Annotated in this window: 13 protein-coding genes; 9 read left to right on the plus strand and 4 right to left on the minus strand. The window is 66.8% G+C overall.

Going from position 1 to position 13,998, the window contains the following annotated elements; genetic code table 11:
• Positions 1-210: 210 nt before the first annotated feature.
• Both V0R62_RS12950 and V0R62_RS12955 read right to left on the minus strand, forming a co-directional pair.
• On the minus strand, positions 211-963 hold the full coding sequence (locus V0R62_RS12950; RefSeq protein WP_330103977.1) for an anti-sigma factor family protein: 753 nt from the start codon (positions 961-963) through the stop codon (positions 211-213).
• Positions 960-1,478, minus strand: coding sequence for a sigma-70 family RNA polymerase sigma factor (locus tag V0R62_RS12955; protein ID WP_330103978.1), 519 nt, complete (start codon positions 1,476-1,478; stop codon positions 960-962). Before V0R62_RS12955 ends, V0R62_RS12950 begins: the two co-directional genes overlap by 4 nt.
• A 133-nt stretch (positions 1,479-1,611) precedes the next feature.
• On the opposite strand from V0R62_RS12955, the gene V0R62_RS12960 reads away from it, so the two are divergent.
• The 4 genes from V0R62_RS12960 to V0R62_RS12975 all read left to right on the plus strand — a co-directional run bounded on the left by V0R62_RS12960 (position 1,612) and on the right by V0R62_RS12975 (position 5,098).
• Complete coding sequence (locus V0R62_RS12960) at positions 1,612-2,658, plus strand: catalase family peroxidase (RefSeq protein ID WP_330103979.1); 1,047 nt, start codon at positions 1,612-1,614, stop codon at positions 2,656-2,658.
• Positions 2,655-3,188 carry a cytochrome b gene (locus V0R62_RS12965; protein ID WP_330103980.1) on the plus strand — a complete coding sequence of 178 codons (534 nt, stop codon included), beginning with the start codon at positions 2,655-2,657 and terminating at the stop codon, positions 3,186-3,188. Before V0R62_RS12960 ends, V0R62_RS12965 begins: the two co-directional genes overlap by 4 nt.
• A gap of 79 nt (positions 3,189-3,267) precedes the next feature.
• Positions 3,268-4,473: an MFS transporter gene (locus V0R62_RS12970; protein WP_330103981.1), complete on the plus strand. Its 1,206-nt coding sequence runs from the start codon at positions 3,268-3,270 to the stop codon at positions 4,471-4,473.
• A 79-nt stretch (positions 4,474-4,552) separates the two neighbouring features.
• Positions 4,553-5,098: a cupin domain-containing protein gene (locus tag V0R62_RS12975; protein WP_330103982.1), complete on the plus strand. Its 546-nt coding sequence runs from the start codon at positions 4,553-4,555 to the stop codon at positions 5,096-5,098.
• A 119-nt stretch (positions 5,099-5,217) separates the two neighbouring features.
• Here the strand turns inward: V0R62_RS12975 and V0R62_RS12980 are convergent, their stop codons facing one another.
• A complete protein-coding gene (locus V0R62_RS12980) occupies positions 5,218-5,817 on the minus strand; it encodes a 2-hydroxychromene-2-carboxylate isomerase (RefSeq protein WP_330103983.1) in 600 nt (199 codons plus the stop codon).
• Positions 5,818-5,844: 27 nt separating this feature from the next.
• Positions 5,845-6,576, minus strand: coding sequence for an SDR family oxidoreductase (locus tag V0R62_RS12985; RefSeq protein ID WP_330103984.1), 732 nt, complete (start codon positions 6,574-6,576; stop codon positions 5,845-5,847).
• Between the two features lie 89 nt (positions 6,577-6,665).
• Here V0R62_RS12985 and V0R62_RS12990 point away from each other — a divergent pair, with 89 nt between their 5' ends.
• From V0R62_RS12990 to V0R62_RS13010, 5 genes are all read left to right on the plus strand, one after another.
• On the plus strand, positions 6,666-7,229 hold the full coding sequence (locus tag V0R62_RS12990) for a TetR/AcrR family transcriptional regulator (RefSeq protein WP_330103985.1): 564 nt from the start codon (positions 6,666-6,668) through the stop codon (positions 7,227-7,229).
• On the plus strand, positions 7,216-7,809 hold the full coding sequence (locus tag V0R62_RS12995) for an eCIS core domain-containing protein (RefSeq protein ID WP_330103986.1): 594 nt from the start codon (positions 7,216-7,218) through the stop codon (positions 7,807-7,809). The genes V0R62_RS12990 and V0R62_RS12995 overlap by 14 nt, the downstream gene beginning before the upstream one ends.
• 170 nt (positions 7,810-7,979) lie before the next feature.
• Positions 7,980-9,221 (plus strand): multidrug efflux RND transporter periplasmic adaptor subunit MexE, encoded by a 1,242-nt coding sequence (gene mexE / locus V0R62_RS13000; RefSeq protein WP_330103987.1) that lies wholly within the window; start codon positions 7,980-7,982, stop codon positions 9,219-9,221.
• Positions 9,222-9,233: 12 nt separating this feature from the next.
• Entirely contained in the window at positions 9,234-12,413 is a 3,180-nt protein-coding gene (locus V0R62_RS13005) for an efflux RND transporter permease subunit (protein WP_330103988.1), read from the plus strand.
• Entirely contained in the window at positions 12,410-13,825 is a 1,416-nt protein-coding gene (locus tag V0R62_RS13010; RefSeq protein WP_330103989.1) for a TolC family protein, read from the plus strand. The genes V0R62_RS13005 and V0R62_RS13010 overlap by 4 nt, the downstream gene beginning before the upstream one ends.
• Positions 13,826-13,998: the final 173 nt, after the last annotated feature.

The following is a 13,998-nucleotide window of genomic DNA, read 5'->3' on the forward strand; positions in this document are numbered from 1 at the left end:
CGATCAAAGTAACCCGCCGTAAGGGCGGAAAGGTGAATAAGCGTCGACATCGCAATTGAATGCGCATACAACCCTCAACACCAACACCAACACCAACACCAACACCAACACCAACACCAACACCAACACCAACACCTCAAACCTCAAACCTCAAACCTCAAACTTCAAACTTCAAACCTCAAAATAAATTTAAACGTCACACCACACATCTCACAAACTAACCCCCAAAACCCGCCGCACCGACTCCCCCCGCGCATCATCCACCGCACTGACCAAAGCAAAGTTGTACTCCCCATGGGACCAGTAACGCGCCTGCAGTTGCCCATCGATCCGCTGCCCACTGGGCATCCGCTCGAAGTGCTCGCCAGGCGAACGCAGAAACAGGCTGATACGCCGCCCCTGGCGGTCCTGAAACACCAACAACGCCGCCGGCCCCGCCTCGTTGCTCAACAGCCGCGCCCCGACCGGCTGCAGGCCATAGCCGGACAAATCCGGCAACTGACCGACACGGTTGAAGTGCCGCCCCAGCCAAGCCTGCAACCGCATCGGATCGCTGGCCTGAATATCCAGCGTATCCGCGTCGGCAAACAGCCGATGGGCCTCCACGGCGTCGGCCATGGGCAGCATGCCAGCGAACAACGTCGCCTCGCGCGCCTGCCAGCCGCCCAACCCGCCCAGGCTCACTGCCAGCAGCAACACCGCCGCCTGTGCCAGCCGCCATTGCCGGCGCTGGCGCAAACGCCGGCGCAAGGGCGCCAGATCCAGCGTCGGATCGCTGGGCTGCTCGCCGAAGCCCGCCAGGGCCGCCCGCAGACGCCGCGCATCGCCGCGCCAGGCCTCGATCCGCGCCGCCTCCTGCGGATTGGCCGACAGCCACGCCTCGACCTCGGCCCGGCGGGTCGGCTCCAGACGCTCGTCGACGTAGGCGTGCAACTCGTGCTCGGTGGGGATCAGGCGCGTCATTTGAGTCTCCGCAGGGCCGGGGGCGTGGGGTTGCCCTCGGTCAGTTCACGCAGGGCGGCGCGGGCACGCGACAGGCGCGACATCACCGTGCCGATGGGGATCCCTAGGGTGTCGGCCGCCTCCTTGTAGCTCAGGCCCTCGACGCTGACCAGCAGCAAGAGGGCGCGTTGCTCCGCCGACAGCCGGGCAAAGGCACGCAGGTCGGCCTGGGCCAGGACGATGCTTTCGATTTCGCCGCCGGCCGCTTCCTCGGCCTGGCCTCGACCGAACCAAGCCAGCCAGCGGGCGTGCAGGCGCTCGCGGCGCTTGCCGTCGAGAAACAGCCGGTAAAGGATGGTGAACAGCCAGGGCCGCAGACTGTCGGCATCGCGCTGCTGGCCACGGCGGCTCAGGGCGCGCTCGACCGTGGCCTGGACCAGGTCGTCGGCGCCGCCAGGCTCACGGGTCAGCCACAGGGCGAAGCGGCGCAGGCGTTGCAGCAGCTCGCGCCATTGTTGGTCGTCCAGATCGTGCATGGTCGGGTTCCGGGCCCCAATGGGCAGTCAGTGTAATGGGCAGACGGCCCGGCACAAAATCTATTCCCCCGGCGGGAATAAATCGTTCGCCCTTGCGTCGTACCGGCTCAATCCAACTGACCGGAGCGTCCCCATGACCCCTCCCCTGCATGGCCCCGCCAAGGTCCTGCGCCTGGCCATCATCGGCGGCACCCTCGCCGCCCTCGGCGCGGGCTTCGCCTATGCCGCCGGCTGGATCGGCACGCCAGGGCTGACCCCGCAGCGCATCATCGACACCTTCGAGGCCCAGGCCGGCCATTATCCCGGTTACCGGAAGAACCATGCCAAGGGCCTGTGCGTCAGCGGTTACTTCCAGGCCAGCGGCCAGGCCGCGGCGCTGTCCAGCGCCCGCGTCTTCAGCCAGGCCCGGGTGCCGGTGATCGGCCGTTTCGCCATCGGCGGCGCCAACCCGTTCGCCCCGGACACGGCCATACCGGTGCGCAGCCTGGCCATCCAGTTGAGCAGCGACGACGGCCAGGTCTGGCGCACCGGCATGAACAACCCGCCGGTGCTGGCGGTGAGCACGCCCGAGGGGTTCTACCAGCAGGTGCTGGCCGGGGCGCCCGACCCGGCCACCGGCAAACCGGACCCGGCGAAGCTGCAGGCGTTCTTCGCCAACCACCCGGAAAGCGCGGCGTTTCGCCAGTGGGCGGCCAACTACAAGCCCAGCGACAGCTTCGCCAGCACCGCCTACAACAGCATCAACGCTTTTCGCCTGATCGATGCCCAAGGTAACGTCCAGCCGGTACGCTGGGCCTTGGAGCCGCAAACACCCTTCGCCGCCCTGCCCGCCCAGGTCGATGACAAGCAGTTCCTCCAGCACGACCTGCAGCAACGCCTGGCCCGGGGCCCGCTGCGCTGGACCCTGCGCCTGACCCTGGCCGAGCCCGGCGACGCGGTGGACGACCCCGCCCGTCCCTGGCCCGCCGAACGCCGCAGCATCGACGCCGGCACCCTGGTGCTGGAACGGGTCGACGGCCCCGAGCAAGGTGCCTGCCGCGACCTTAACTTCGACCCGCTGATCCTGCCCCACGGCATCGAACCGTCCGCCGACCCGATCCTCGCCGCCCGCTCGGCCGCCTATTCCGTGTCGTTCAACCGCCGCAGCCACGAAGCGCTGAGCGAAGGAGCCCGCCCATGACCCTCACCACCTTCCACCCCCTGGCCCGCCTGCTGCACTGGCTGATGGCCGCGCTGATCCTGGTCATGCTATTCATCGGCGTGAACATGGTCGGCGACTTGTCGCCACGGCATCCGTTGCTGGTCGAGCTGCACAAGGCCACCGGCCTGGCCCTGCTGGTGCTGGTGGTCCTGCGCATCGCCCTGCGCCTGGGCCTGCCGCACCCCGCGCTGCCCCACGAGCTGCCCCGCCTGCAACGGCTGGCCGCCGGCGCCTCGCACCTGTTGCTGTACGCCCTGATGCTGGCCATGCCGCTGCTCGGCTGGGCCATGCTCTCGGCCGGTGGCTATCCGCGTCCCCTGCAATTACCCGCCATCGCACCCCACGACTTGCAGCTGTACGCCGTGCTGCGCCAGGCCCACGGCTGGGCTGGCTACCTGCTGTTCGCCACCGTGCTGGTACACCTCGGCGCGGCCTTGATGCATGCCCTGGTGCGCCGCGACGGCGTCTTGCGTAGCATGTGGCCAGGCCCGCTGCGCCGCAGTGAATGAGCACTGCCGGGGTCGACATATGTAAATAATTATTACTAACATTGGCGCTCATTTCGTCGAACTGCCCCGGACTGCCCTAATGAACGTCGCAAAGGACCCTGCCACTTTGACCCCGGCCAGCACTCTGGACTTGCGTCCACTGATGCTGGTGAACATGGCCTGCACCATGTCGATGATGGCCTTCGTCGCCCTGATCGGCCCCATCGCCCGCCTGCTGGGCATGGCCACCTGGCAGGCCGGGGCGGCGGTGACGGTGGCCGGCGTGGTCTGGGTGCTGTTGGCGCGGCCCTGGGGGCGCCTGGCCGACCGTTATGGCCGGCGTCGCGTGCTGCTGCTGGGCAGTGGCGGTTTCACCCTGGCCTATTGGGTGCTGTGCCTGTTCATCGACGGCGCATTGCGCTGGCTGCCGGGCGCGAGCGTGGCGTTCTTCGGGCTGATGCTGGCCCGTGGCCTGATTGGCGCCTTCTATGCCGCACTGCCGGTGGGCGGCAACGCGCTGATCGCCGACCATGTCGAGCCCCAGCGCCGGGCCCGGGCCATGGCCTCACTCGGTGCCGCCAATGCCGTCGGCCTGGTGGTCGGCCCGGCACTGGCCGCGCTGCTGTCGCGCTACAGCCTGAGCCTGCCGTTCTATGCGATGTCGCTGCTGCCGGCCACGGCGTTCGTGGTGCTGCTGTTCAAGCTCAAGCCACAGCCATTGGCACAAGTCCATGCGCCCAATCCGGTGCGCCTGTCCGATCCGCGCCTGCGCCGTCCGTTGCTGGTGGCCTTCAGCGCCATGCTGAGCATCACCGTGTCGCAGATCGCCGTCGGCTTCTTCGCCCTCGACCGCCTGCGCCTGGAGGCCGGGGACGCCGCCCAGGCCGCCGGCATCGCCCTGACCTGCGTGGGCGTGGCGCTGATGCTGGCGCAGGTGTTCCTGCGCAGGCTCGAATGGCCGCCGGCGAAAATGATCCGTGTCGGCGCCAGCATTTCCGGACTGGGCTTCGCCGCCGCCGCGCTGGCCACCCAAGCGCCCTGGCTGTGGGGCGCGTTCTTCGTCGCCGCATTCGGCATGGGCTTCGTTTTCCCGGCATTCTCCGCCCTGGCGGCCAACGCCATGCACGCCAGCGAACAGGGCGCCACAGCGGGTTCGATCGGCGCCGCCCAAGGCATGGGCGCGGTGATCGGGCCGCTGGCCGGCACCCTGGTCTACGCCCTCGACCCGCGCTTGCCGTTCCTCGCCGTCGGTGCCCTGCTGTTGCTGGTGGGGCTGTGGCCGGTGGCCACCGACCAGCGTCACTGAGACGCACAGCGCGCAAGCCTGCAGAGTGTGTTTTAATGCCTCGCCCATTATTTTTGACACCTCTGCAAACAAGGCGGCTATGGACACGGGGACACGACTCAAACTGGTGCGTGAACGCAACAACCTCTCCCAACGGGAACTGGCCCGCCGCAGCGGCCTGACCAACTCGACGATCTCGCAGATCGAGCAGAACCGGGTCAGCCCTTCGGTCAGTTCCCTCAAGAAGCTGCTCGAAGGGATCCCCATGTCCCTGGCGGAGTTCTTCAGTTTCGACGAGCCGGTGCGCGAGGAACGTTACGTTTTCCGTGGCGGCGAGCAACCCGACCTGGGCCGTAACGGCCTGCGCATGCTATTGGTTGGCGCCAGTGTCGAAGGCCGGCAGATGCGCATGCTGCGCGAGCTGTATGCGCCGGGTGCCGATTCCGGCGAGCCGATCGTCCACGCCGAAGGCGAGGAATGCGGCCTGGTTACCCGTGGCACCATGGAGCTGTGGGTCGATGGCCAGGTCAGCGTGCTCAACGCCGGCGATGGTTACTACATCCCCACCACCCTGCCCCACAGCTTCAAGAACATCGGCCCCGACGAGGCCGAGATCATCAGCGCCAATACCCCGGCGAACTTCTGATCCGGCAAAAGGGTTTCAGCGCCTGCGCGATCGAGCGCTGCAACCCTGACGACGTCAGGCCATGAAGCAATAGCACCCAAGGTTTTTGGAATCGCAGTCTGCAAGAACCTTGTTGTCCCTCATGCCCGCCTGACCAAAGCCTGCTCGACGAAATCCAGTCGGTCCTGGCCGAAGAACATCTGCCCGTCGACGAAGAACGTCGGCGCGCCGAACACGCCGCGTTCAACCGCCTCTTCGGTGGCTTTGCGCAAGGCGTCCTTGACCTCGGGCCGGCCGGCCAGCGCCTGGAACATCTCGCCATCGAAACCACCCGCAGCCAGGGTTTCACCCAACACCGCAGGGTCTCCCAGATTGCGCCCGTGTACGAACAGCCCTTCGAACAGCACCTTCAACAGCACCTCGAACCGCTCTTCGGCAAACAACTGAACGCCGATCAGCCCACGCATCAGGTTCAGGGTATTGACCGGAAACCCTGGCGGCAGGGTCAGGGGCACGCCATAGCGATCGGCATAGCGCTTGAGGTCGATGCGCATATAGCGCCCCTTGGCCGGCACCATGACCGGCGAGGCGTTGCCGGTGGCCTGGAACACCCCGCCCAACAGGATCGGCTTGTACACCAACCGCGCCCCGTGACGCGCACACAGGGCGGGTAGCTGGGTCGAGGCCAGGTAAGTGGCCGGGCTGCCCAGGTCCAGGAAGAACTCGACGGTCTTGCTCATGATTCGTTCCTTGTATGAGGGTGGGACTTACCAGCGCTCTATCCACGGGCGCAGGTCAAGTTCGAAGGTCCAGGCATCCCGTGGCTGGGCGTGCAGGAACCAGTAGCTGTCAGCGATGTGCGCAGGATCGAGGATGCCGTCCTGGTCCTTGAGCGCATAGCGTTCGGGGAAGCTGTCGCGGATGAACGCGGTGTCGATGGCGCCGTCGACCACCACATGGGCGACATGGATGTTCCGCGGCCCAAGCTCCCGCGCCATGCTCTGGGCCAGGGCGCGCAGGCCGTGCTTGGCCCCGGCGAAGGCGGCGAAACCGGCCGCGCCGCGGGTGCCGGCGGTAGCGCCGGTAAAGAGAATAGTGCCGCGCTCGCGGGTCACCATGCGCCGTGCGACCGCCTGGGCGGTGAGAAAGCCGGCGAAGCAGGCCATCTCCCAGATCTTGAAGTACTTGCGCGGGGTTTCCTCGAGGATACTGCACGGGACATTGGCGCCGATATTGAAGACAAAGGCCTCGATCGGGCCGATATCGCGCTCGATGGTCTCGACCAGCTCGGCCACCTCCTCTTCCTTGCGCGCATCCGACCCGAAGCCATGAGCCTGACCGCCCGCGGCGCGGATCTCGTCGACCAGCGGCTGCAGCTTGTCCGCCTGGCGCCGGGTGACACAGGCGACATACCCCTCGCGGGCGAAACGCTTGGCGATCTCGCCACCGGTGGCGTCGCCCGCGCCGATCACCAGTACGACCTTTTGTTGTTCTGCCATGGACCGCTCCATCGATGAATGATCGTTTAGTAAACGAACGCTATGCTACGATCAGCTTATCGTCAAGCCCGCGCCAAGAGGTTCCGCGCATGCGCTACAGCACCGACCACAAGCAACAGACCCGCGAGAAGCTGCTGGCCAGCAGCGGCGCCCTGGCAAAACGCGGGGGTTTCGCCGCCACTGGCGTAGCCGGACTGATGAAGGCCATCGGCCTGACCGGCGGCGCCTTCTACAACCATTTCCCGTCCAAGGACGACCTGTTCAGCGAGATCGTCCGCCGCGAACTGGCCAACAGCCCGTTGGCGCGCTTGGTCGAGCGTGGCGCAGACCGCCCCCGGCTCAGGCGCCTGCTCGAGCAGTACCTGAGCCTGGCCCACCTGCACAATGCCGAAGACGGCTGCCCACTGCCGCCATTGGGCGTGGAGATCGCCCGCGCCGAGCGACCAGTGCGCGAACAGGCCGAGCACTGGCTGGTGGCACTGCACCAGGCGTGGAGCGAGACCCTCGACGACCCCGAGCTGGCCTGGGCCCTGCTCAGTCAGTGCGTCGGCGCGCTGGTGGTGGGCCGCATGCTGGCCAGCGAGCCGGTGCAGACGCAAGTGCTGGACGCCAGCCGTAAACTGCTCGGACGGGTCTTCGATGAGGCTCGCTAGTACCCTGCTCGGACTGCTGCTGGCCCTGCCCGCCTTCGCCCAGGAACGTTGCCCGGCCGGGCAATACCAGGTATGCCTGGTGGTGTGTTTCTGCGCGCCCATCGACCCCAACCAGGGCGGCCAGGTGCTGCAGGATGTCGAGCGCATGGCCACCGGCAGCCTGGTGTTCGCCCTGCGCCAGGCTCGCGACGAGGCCACCGCCAGCGGCAGCCAGCCGATTCCCTTGCATATCCGCGCCCAGCTCGAACCCTGGTATGACTTCGCCGTGCTTGACGCGGCGCGCTACCGGGTGGGCGATGAACAGCAGATCAGCGCCGCCAATGCATTGCTGCAGAACCCGGACGTCAACGCGGTGACCCTGATCGACACCATCATCTTCCGCCGCAGCGCCGATGCCGAGGACAACGTGGCGCTGTGGGCCCATGAACTCAAGCATGTGCAGCAGTACCAGGAACTGGGGGTGGAGGAATTCGCCCGGCGTTATACCCGTGATTACCAGGCGCTGGAGGGGCCGGCGTACGAGATCGAGGCGAAAGTGGCCAAGGCGTTGCGCGAAAAGGCATCCGGCGGGCCACGCTGACTGCCGAATTACACCGTCCCTTTGTAGATGCCTTGAAATCATGCGTCCGGATCGATGACGGCACCCGACATATCATTGCGCGTGATAATAACCTTCGCTCCGTTTGATTCGTGCGCCGCGCGCAAGACACTCACACTCCGCCCACTACTAATACATTGGCGGAGTTCTCCATGGATCACTCACTCAAACCCTTGCGCTTCCCCCTCGCTGCCCTGGCAGTGGTGGTGCTCAGCGCTTGCGGTCGCACCCCCGACGCCGTGCAGGCTCCCGCCGCGCCCAAGGTCAGCGTAGCCAAGGTGATCGAGCAGCCGATCAACGAATGGGACGAGTTCACCGGCCGCCTCGAAGCGCCGGAAACCGTCGAAGTGCGGCCACGGGTATCCGGCCAGATCGACCTGGTCGGCTTCACCGAAGGCGCCCAGGTCAAGAAAGGCGACCTGCTGTTCCAGATCGACCCACGCCCGTTCCAGGCTGAAGTCCGCCGCCTCGAAGCCCAACTGCAACAAGCCAAGGCCACCGCCATCCGCAGCGCCAACGAAGCCCGTCGCGGCGAGCGCCTGCGCGACAGCAACGCGATTTCCGCGGAACTGGCCGAATCGCGCAGCAGCGCCGCCGCCGAGGCCCGCGCCGGGGTCGATGCGATCCAGGCCCAGCTCGACCTGGCCCGCCTGAACCTGAGCTTCACCCGCGTCACCGCGCCGATCAGCGGCCGCGTCAGCCGCGCCCAGTTCACCGCCGGCAACATCGTCACTGCCGATGTCACCCCGCTGACCAGCGTGGTCTCCACCGACAAGGTCTACGCCTACTTCGACGCCGACGAACGCGTGTACCTCAAGTACAGCCAGCTTGCCCGCGACGGCCAGCGTGGCCAGAGCACCCCGGTGTACCTGGGCCTGACCAACGAGACCGGCAACCCGCACCTGGGCCAGATGAACTTCGTCGACAACCAGGTCAACCCGCGCACCGGCACCATCCGTGGCCGCGCCGTGTTCGACAACCGCGACGGCCAGTTCACCCCCGGCCTGTACGCACGCCTGAAGCTGGTCGGCAGCGCCCAGTACGATGCCGTGCTGATCAACGACGAAGCGGTCGGCACCGACCTTGGCAAGAAGTTCGTGCTGGTCATGGACAAGGACAACAAGGCCGCCTATCGCGCCGTGGAACTGGGGCCCAAGCTCGAAGGCCTGCGCATCGTGCGCAGCGGCCTGGCCAAGGACGACCGCATCGTGGTCAAGGGCCTGCAGCGCGTGCGCCCGGGTTCGCCGGTCACGCCTGAGGAAACGCCGATGGCCAGCGAGCAGACCCTCGCCGCCCTCGCCCAGCAGCGCCAGGCCCTGGAGGCCAGCAACCCGGCGCCGAAGGTTGCCGGCGCCAATGTCAAAGTCGCCAGCGCCCAAGCGCCGCGCGGTTAAGGGACAACACCGATGAACTTTTCGAAATTCTTCATTACCCGGCCGATCTTCGCCGCGGTGCTGTCGCTGGTACTGCTGATCGCGGGCTCGATCTCGCTGTTCCAGCTGCCGATCAGCGAATACCCCGAAGTGGTGCCGCCCACCGTGGTGGTGCGCGCCAACTTCCCCGGCGCCAACCCCAAGGTGATCGGCGAAACCGTCGCCGCGCCGCTGGAGCAGGCCATCACCGGTGTCGAGAACATGCTGTACATGTCCTCGCAATCCACCGCCGACGGCAAGCTGACCCTGACCATCACCTTCGCCCTCGGTACCGACCTGGACAACGCCCAGGTGCAGGTGCAGAACCGCGTGACCCGCACCCAGCCCAAGCTGCCGGAGGAAGTCACCCGTATCGGCATCACCGTCGACAAGGCCTCGCCCGACCTGACCATGGTCGTGCACCTGACCTCGCCGGACAACCGCTACGACATGCTCTACCTGTCCAACTACGCCATCCTCAACATCAAGGATGAGCTGGCACGCCTGGGTGGCGTCGGTGACGTGCAGCTGTTCGGCATGGGCGACTACTCGCTGCGGGTGTGGCTCGACCCGAACAAGACCGCTTCGCGCAACCTGACCGCCAGCGACGTGGTGGCGGCCATTCGCGAGCAGAACCGCCAGGTCGCCGCCGGCCAGCTGGGCGCCCCGCCCGCCCCGGGTTCGACCAGCTTCCAGCTGTCGATCAACACCCAGGGCCGCCTGGTCAACGAGGAAGAGTTCGAGAACATCATCATCCGTGCCGGCGCCAACGGCGAGATCACCCGCCTGAAGGACATCGCCCGGGTCGAGCTCGGCTCCAGCCAGTACGCCCTGCGTTCGCTGCTGAACAACCAGCCAGCGGTGGCCATCCCGATCTTCCAGCGCCCGGGCTCCAACGCCATCGAGATCTCCGACGAAGTGCGGGCGAAGATGGCCGAGCTGAAGAAGGACTTCCCGGAAGGCATGGACTACAGCATCGTCTATGACCCGACCGTGTTCGTCCGTGGCTCCATCGAAGCGGTGGTGCACACCCTGTTCGAAGCGCTGATCCTGGTCGTGCTGGTGGTGATCCTGTTCCTGCAGACCTGGCGCGCCTCGATCATCCCGCTGATGGCCGTGCCGGTCTCGCTGATCGGCACCTTCGCGGTGATGCACCTGTTCGGCTTCTCGCTCAACGCGCTGTCGCTGTTCGGCCTGGTGCTGGCCATCGGTATCGTGGTGGACGACGCCATCGTCGTGGTGGAGAACGTCGAGCGTAACATCGGTCTTGGCCTGAAACCGCTGGAAGCGACGCAGAAGGCCATGAGCGAAGTGACCGGGCCGATCATCGCCACCGCCCTGGTGCTGTGCGCCGTGTTCGTGCCCGCCGCGTTCATCTCGGGGCTTACCGGCCAGTTCTACAAGCAGTTCGCACTGACCATCGCCATCTCCACCGTGATCTCGGCGTTCAACTCGCTGACCCTGTCGCCGGCCCTGGCCGCCGTGCTGCTCAAGGACCACCATGCGCCCAAGGACCGCTTCTCGCGGTTCCTCGAGAAGCTGCTGGGCAGCTGGCTGTTCGCGCCGTTCAACCGCTTCTTCGACCGCGCCAGCCATGGCTATGTCGGCGGCGTGCGCCGGGTCATCCGCTCCAGCGGCATCGCCCTGTTCGTCTATGCAGGCCTCATGGGGCTGACCTACCTGGGCTTCTCGTCCACCCCGACCGGCTTCGTCCCGGCCCAGGACAAGCAGTACCTGGTGGCCTTCGCCCAGCTGCCTGACGCCGCCAGCCTCGACCGTACGGAGGCGGTGATCAAGAAGATGAGCGAGATCGCCCTCAAGCAACCGGGCGTTGCCGATTCGGTGGCCTTCCCGGGCCTGTCGATCAACGGCTTCACCAACAGCCCGAACAGCGGCATCGTGTTCACCCCGCTCAAGCCGTTCGACGAGCGCAAGGACCCGAGCCAGTCGGCGGCGGCCATCGCGGCAGCCCTGAACGCCCAGTTCGCCGATATCCAGGACGCCTACATCGCGATCTTCCCGCCTCCGCCGGTCCAAGGCCTGGGCACCATCGGCGGCTTCCGCCTGCAGATCGAGGACCGCGGCAACCTGGGCTACGAAGCGCTGTACAAAGAGACCCAGAACATCATCGCCAAGAGCCACAACGTGCCGGAACTGGCGGGCCTGTTCACCAGCTACCAGGTCAACGTGCCACAGGTCGATGCCGCCATCGACCGGGAAAAGGCCAAGACCCACGGCGTGGCGATCAATGACATCTTCGACACCCTGCAGGTCTACCTGGGCTCGCTGTACACCAACGACTTCAACCGCTTTGGCCGCACTTACCAGGTCAACGTCCAGGCCGAGCAGCAGTTCCGCCTCGACGCCGAGCAGATCGGCCAGCTAAAGGTGCGCAACAACCTGGGCGAGATGATCCCGCTGGCGACCTTCCTCAAGGTCAGCGACACCTCCGGGCCTGACCGTGTCATGCACTACAACGGCTTCATCACTGCCGAAATCAACGGTGCCGCAGCCCCCGGCTACAGCTCCGGCCAGGCCGAAGCTGCGATCGAGAAGCTGCTCAAGGAGGAACTGCCCAACGGCATGACCTTCGAGTGGACCGACCTGACCTACCAGCAGATCCTCTCGGGCAACACCGCGCTGTTCGTATTCCCGCTCTGCGTGCTGCTGGCCTTCCTGGTGCTGGCCGCCCAGTACGAGAGCTGGAGCCTGCCGCTGGCGGTGATCCTGATCGTGCCGATGACCCTGCTGTCGGCCATCACCGGGGTGATTGTCTCCGGTGGCGACAACAACATCTTCACCCAGATCGGCTTGATCGTACTGGTGGGCCTGGCGTGCAAGAACGCGATCCTGATCGTCGAGTTCGCCAAGGATGAACAGGCCAAGGGCCTCGACCCGCTGGCCGCCGTGCTGGAAGCCTGCCGCCTGCGTCTGCGGCCGATCCTGATGACCTCGATCGCGTTCATCATGGGCGTGGTGCCGCTGGTGTTCTCCTCCGGCGCCGGCGCGGAAATGCGTCACGCCATGGGTGTGGCGGTGTTCTCGGGGATGATCGGGGTGACCGTGTTCGGCCTGTTCCTGACCCCGGTGTTCTTCTTCCTGATCCGCCGTTTCGTCGAGCGTCGCCAGGCCCGCAAGGCCGAGCACGCCGTCGCGCTGGAGAACCACGCATGAAGTTGCTCAAACCCCTGACCCCGAGCCTGCTGGCACTGGCCCTGGCGGCCTGCGCCGTGGGCCCGGACTACAAGGCCCCGCTCACTGAACCGGCGAAGCTCGACAGCAGCCTGCAAGCCAAGGCCTTCGACCGCAGCCGCTTCGAGAGCGTGTGGTGGAAGCAGTTCGACGACCCGGTGCTCAACCAACTGGTGCAAGCGTCGCTGGACGGCAACCGCGACCTGCGCGTGGCCTTCGCCCGCCTGAAGGCGGCACGGGCGATCCGCGAGGACGCTTCCAACGACCAGCTGCCAGTGGTCACCAGCCGCGCCAGCAGCGACCTGGGCAAGGGCCAGGTGCCCGGCCAGACCGAGCGCCGGGTCAACAGCGAGCGCTATGACCTGGGCCTGGACATGGCCTGGGAGCTCGACCTGTTCGGCCGCATCCAGCGCCAGATCGAAGCCAGCGAAGCGCAGGAAGCGGCCGCCGAGGCCGACCTGCAGCAGCTGCAGGTCAGCCTGATCGCCGAGCTGGTCGACGCCTACGGCCAGTTGCGCGGCGCCCAGCTGCGCGAGCAGATCGCCGTGGCCAACCTCAAGACCCAGCAGCAGTCGCGGGACATCACCGTGACCCTGCGCGACACCGGGGTCGGCAATGAGCTCGACGTGGTCCGCGCCGACGCCCGCCTGGCGGGTGTCGAAGCCACCGTGCCGCAGTTGCAGGCCGAACAGGTGCGGGCGAAGAACCGCATCGCCACCCTGCTCGGCCAACGGCCGGACGGGATGACCGTGGACCTCTCGCCCAAGGCCCTGCCGGCCATCGCCAAGGCCTTGCCGGTGGGCGACCCCGGCGAGCTGCTGCGCCGCCGCCCAGACATCCGCAGCGCCGAGCGCCAGCTGGCCGCGGCCACGGCCAACGTCGGCGTGGCCACCGCCGACCTGTTCCCACGGGTCAGCCTCAGCGGCTTCCTCGGTTTCACCGCCGCGCGCGGTTCGCAGATCGGCTCCTCGGCGGCCAACGCCTGGGCGCTGGGCCCGAGCATTACCTGGGCGGCCTTCGACCTGGGCAGCGTGCGCGCCCGCCTGCGCGGGGCCAAGGCCGATGCCGAAGGCGCCCTGGCCAACTACGAACAGCAGGTGCTGCTGGCCCTGGAGGAATCCTCCAACGCCTTCAGTGACTACGGTAAGCGCCAGCAGCGCCTGCTGGCGCTGATGCGCCAGAGCGACGCCAGCCGCAAGGCGGCGGAACTGGCCTCGGTGCGCTACCGCGAAGGTACGGTGGACTACCTGGTGCTGCTCGACGCCGAGCGCGAGCGCCTGAGCGCCGAAGACGCCCAGGCCCAGGGCGAGGTCGAGCTGTACAGCGGCATCGTCGCGATCTACAAGGCGCTCGGCGGCGGCTGGCAACCCGACGTGGTGGCCAGCTCGCGCTGACCGTCCCCTGATGTGAAGACTCCTTTGGTTGGTTCCTCCCCCAACCGTTTGCCCCGATGGCCTTGGTCTTCGGGGCTTTTTTATCCCATTCCGAAGGCCCTACGCCCCCCTGTGTAGGAGCGGCCTTGTGCCGCGAAAGGGCTGCGTAGCAGCCCCGGGTTTGAGCATGGCGC

The organism is Pseudomonas carassii, from assembly GCF_036324045.1.
Taxonomy (GTDB): domain Bacteria; phylum Pseudomonadota; class Gammaproteobacteria; order Pseudomonadales; family Pseudomonadaceae; genus Aquipseudomonas; species Aquipseudomonas peradeniyensis.